The organism is Pseudonocardia sp. SID8383 (assembly GCF_009864975.1).
In the GTDB taxonomy this organism is placed as follows: Bacteria; Actinomycetota; Actinomycetes; order Mycobacteriales; family Pseudonocardiaceae; genus Pseudonocardia; species Pseudonocardia alni.
In genome coordinates, this window is sequence record NZ_WWFY01000080.1 from 1 (window position 1) to 3,809 (window position 3,809).

5 protein-coding genes and 1 pseudogene are annotated in these 3,809 nt (G+C 74.8%); all 6 read right to left on the reverse strand.

The features are described from left to right. Nucleotides 1–198 (reverse strand): annotated as a pseudogene (locus GTW08_RS01980) (short-chain dehydrogenase); the annotation flags it as partial. Next, nucleotides 195–1,169 carry a 3-hydroxyacyl-CoA dehydrogenase family protein gene (locus tag GTW08_RS01985; RefSeq protein ID WP_073574773.1) on the reverse strand — a complete coding sequence of 325 codons (975 nt, stop codon included), beginning with the start codon at nucleotides 1,167–1,169 and terminating at the stop codon, nucleotides 195–197. The gene GTW08_RS01985 and the pseudogene GTW08_RS01980, both read right to left, overlap by 4 nt. Then, a complete protein-coding gene (locus tag GTW08_RS01990; RefSeq protein WP_073574774.1) occupies nucleotides 1,166–2,119 on the reverse strand; it encodes a sugar phosphate isomerase/epimerase family protein in 954 nt (317 codons plus the stop codon). Before GTW08_RS01990 ends, GTW08_RS01985 begins: the two co-directional genes overlap by 4 nt. Nucleotides 2,120–2,214: 95 nt before the next feature. Continuing rightward, entirely contained in the window at nucleotides 2,215–2,928 is a 714-nt protein-coding gene (locus GTW08_RS01995; protein WP_073574775.1) for a GntR family transcriptional regulator, read from the reverse strand. Further along, a complete protein-coding gene (locus GTW08_RS02000; protein WP_217266866.1) occupies nucleotides 2,925–3,680 on the reverse strand; it encodes a triose-phosphate isomerase family protein in 756 nt (251 codons plus the stop codon). Before GTW08_RS02000 ends, GTW08_RS01995 begins: the two co-directional genes overlap by 4 nt. Further along, on the reverse strand, nucleotides 3,674–3,809 hold a 136-nt coding region (locus GTW08_RS02005), incomplete at its 5' end, for a DAK2 domain-containing protein (RefSeq protein ID WP_161151311.1). The genes GTW08_RS02000 and GTW08_RS02005, both read right to left, overlap by 7 nt.

The window sequence follows — 3,809 nt, forward strand, 5'->3', positions numbered from 1 at the left end:
GGCGCCGACGCCCGCGGCGCACACCCCGTGCCGCTCGGCGATCCCGGCGGCGGTCGCCGCGGCCGCGTCGCCGTCGATGTCGATCAGCCCGACGTGCCAGCCGGCCGCGGCGAGGTGGTCGGCCGCATAGCGCCCGATCCCGCGCGGCGAGCCCGCCCCGGTGAGGATCACGGTCCGTTCGGCGGGGAACCCGGTCATCGGTCGCCCTCCTTCCCGAGCGGGGCCGGGCCCAGCTCGTCGATCAGCTGCGCCATCCGCGCGTAGGCCTTGTTGCGGTACGCGACGAGCTCGGGCACCCGCTCGGCGGGGACGTCGAGGAACCCGCCGCCGGACTTGGTGCCCAGCCGGCCGTTCTCGACGTGCTCGGCCAGCGCCCGCGGGGTGGCGAAGCGCTCGGGCCAGCGGCCCTGCAGCGACTCGAAGCAGAACCGGTAGACGTCCAGGCCCGCCATGTCGGCGATCGCGAACGGGCCGAAGAACGGCAGCCGGAACCCGAAGGTGGTCCGGACGATCGTGTCGACGTCCTCCGCGCTCGCGACGCCCTCGTCGACGAGCTGGGACGCCTCGGAGAACAGCGCGTACTGCAGACGGTTGAGGACGAAGCCGTCGGCGTCGGAGATGCGCGCGGGCTGCTTGCCGACCGCGCGCACCAGCTCCTCGACGCCGGGCAGGATCGCCGGGTCGGTGCCGGCGTGCGCGATGACCTCGACGCCGGGGATGAACGGCGCGGGGTTGGAGAAGTGCACGCCCAGGAACCGCTCCGGCCGCGCGACGGCCTCGGCGATCCGCCCGATGAGGATGGTGGAGGTGTTGGACCCGATGACGGTGTCCGGCGCGGCGGCGGCCGAGACCCGGCGCAGCACCTCGTGCTTGATCCCGATCTTCTCCGGCACCGCCTCCTCGACGAAGTCGGCGCCCTCGACGGCGGCCTCGAACGACTCCGCGGCGTGCACGCGCCCGGCGATCGTGTCGGGGGCGTGGGCGGGGAACAGGTCCTGGGCGGCGAAGGCGCGGGCCTCCGCGACGAGCCGGTCGAGGTTGGCGCGGGTGGTGTCGGCGTCGACGTCGGCGATGCGGACCTCGGCCCCGGCCAGGGCCAGGACCTGGGCGATCCCGCCGCCCATGTAGCCGCTGCCGATCACCGCGACGGTGCGTCCCTCGAGAGTCATGAACGGTCCTTCCGGATGGTGGCGAGCAGGCCGCGCAGGTAGTCGCGGTTGGTGGCGCAGACGCCGAGCGAGTCGCCGCCGTACTGCTCCATCAGGAACGGCCCGCGGAAGCCGAGCTCGACGGCGTCGCGCACGACCTGGCGGTAGTTGATGAGCCCGAGCTCCATCGAGGTCGGCGTGGAGCTGAACCACGAGCCGTCGCCGGCCTCGTCGCGGGTGTAGTTCTTCACGTGCCAGTACTTCGCGTACGGCAGCGTCCTGGCGTGCATCTCGCGCCAGTCCTCGATGGGGCGGTGCAGCCGGACGAGGTTGCCGATGTCGGGGTTGAGCCCGACGTTGTCGAGCCCGATCTCGTGCACCAGCGCCACGGCGGAGTCGGCGGTGCCGAGGTAGGTGTCCTCGTACATCTCCAGCGCCATCGGCAGGCCGACCGACGCCGCGTGCTCGCCGAGCTCGCGCAGCCGCGCGACGGCGGTGGCCCGGGTCGCGGCGTCGTCGGGGTCCTTCCAGCCGGGCGCGGTCCAGAACCACAGCGCCTTCTTCTGCGCCTCGGAGAACGGGTGGTGCAGGCCGGTGGAGAACACCGTCATGCCCAGCTCGGCGGCCGCGTCGATGGTGCGGTGGGCGTAGTCGAGGTTGCGCTGTTCGCGGCCGGGCTGCAGCACGCTCTGGCGCTGCACGTGCACCGAGATCATCGCGACGCCGTGCTGCGTCGCGATCGCGCGCAGCTCCTCGCGGCGCGAGGGCTCCAGGTCGGCGGGCCGGATGTGGGAGTCGGCGATCTCCAGCTCGGTGAACCCGAGGGCGGCGACCTGGGCGAACACGTCGTCCCAGCGCTCGGCGGGGGCGTCGTGCAGCGCGACCCCGTCGGGTCCCACGGGGGCGAACCCGTGCATGCAGACGGCGATCGGCCAGTCCTCCGGCGCGGGGACCGGGGGTGTGGTGGGCATGGCGGCTCCTTCGGTGCACATGCGATCTTGGATAGATCCTATAGGATTGACGAGCGGGGTCAACCGTTCGGGGGATGTCGATCGGGACGGGCGGGTCAGGCCCCGCGCTCGAAGCGCAGCGAGCGCTCGCGCACGTTGTCGAGGTGGCGGCGCAGCGCGGCCACCGGCTCGTCCACGCCGCCGGAGGCGAACGCGTCGACGACGCCGCCGTGCTCCGCGACCGCCTCCTCGACGTCGGGGACCCCCTGCAGCGCGGTCTGGCGCATCCGGTGCACCTGGGCGCCGAGGGTCTCCGACATCTGCACGAGGTAGCGGTTGCGGGCGTGGTGGAGCACGACGTCGTGGAACTCGGTGTCGGCGGCGAAGTACTCCGCGGTCAGCGACGGGTCGACCCGGCCCTGCGCGAGTGCGGCGGCCACGCGCTCGCCGGCCGCGGCGTGGCGGGCGTGCGCGGACCGCAGCTCGGCGAGCATGGCCGGGGTCGCGGGGGCGGCCATGCTCGCGGCAGTGGTCTCCAGCATCAGCCGGGCGTCGAAGAGCTCGGCGAGCTGGTCGGCGGCCAGCGGCGGCGCGACCCGGTAGCCCTTGAGTGCCTCGCGGGTCACCAGGCCGGTCCGCTCCAGCTGGACCATGGCCTCGCGCACCGGGGTGGGGGAGACGTCGAGGTCGCGCGCGATGGTGTCGATGCCCAGCCGCGTGCCCGGCTCGAGCCCGCCGGAGAGCAGCAGCTCGAGGATGCGCTCGTAGACGTGGTCGCGCAGGCCGCGGCGCTCGATCCCGCCGCGCAGCCCCGGGGTGCTGGCGCTCATCGGGCTCCCTCCAGGTCGGCGACCTCGTCGAGGATCGCGGCGACGGCGCGCGGGTCGTGGGCGAAGCGGCCCAGGAACATGCCGTCGACGCCGTCGGCGATGCGGGGCAGCAGGCCCGGCCCGGCACTCCCACCGTAGATCACCGCGGCGCCCGGGCGCCCCGCGACGTGCGCACGCAACGCCGACCCGACCGCGCTGACGTGCGCGGCCGGGGCCGGTTCGGGGGCGCCGATCGCCCAGACGGGCTCGTAGGCGACGATGACCGGACCCGTGTGCCCGGCCGCGAGTGCCGGAGCCAGCGCGTGGTCGACCTGGGCCCGCACGGCGTCGGCGGCCCGCCCCGCCCCGGACCGGTCGGTCTCGCCGACGCACAGGACCGGGGTGAGGCCGTTGCGCAGTGCGGCGAGCGTCTTCGCGGCGACGACGTCGTCGGTCTCGCCGAAGTGGGCCCGGCGCTCGGCGTGCCCGACCTCGGCCAGCGTGGCGCCCACCTCGACCAGCACGGGCGCGGTGACCTCCCCGGTCCACGGGCCGTCGTCGTGCACGGCCACGTCCTGGGCGCCGACGGCGATCCCGGCGGGGCGGGCGATCTCCACGGCCGCGGGGATGGACGGGAACTGGGGGAGCGCGAACAGCGTCGCCGCCCCGGAGGCGACGGCCCGGTGCCCGGCGGCGATCGCGGCGACCGCCCGCAGCCAGTCGCAGGTGCGGGCGTGGCCGAGGTAGGTCTTGAGGCTCGACCCGATCAGCACAGGTGCTCCCCGGCCGTGCTTACGACCAGCGCGAACGACACCGCGCCGGGGTCGGGGGTGCCGACGCTGCGCTCACCGTGGGCCCGCGCGCGGCCCAGGCGGGCCGTGAGCCGTGCGGTGTCCTCGGCG

Bases quoted from the DNA above. Each gene is read 5' to 3' on its own strand.
- GTW08_RS01985 (WP_073574773.1), bottom strand. From the start codon at position 1,169: ATGACTCTCGAGGGACGCACCGTCGCGGTGATCGGCAGCGGCTACATG.
- GTW08_RS01990 (WP_073574774.1), bottom strand. From the start codon at position 2,119: ATGCCCACCACACCCCCGGTCCCCGCGCCGGAGGACTGGCCGATCGCC.
- GTW08_RS01995 (WP_073574775.1), bottom strand. From the start codon at position 2,928: ATGAGCGCCAGCACCCCGGGGCTGCGCGGCGGGATCGAGCGCCGCGGC.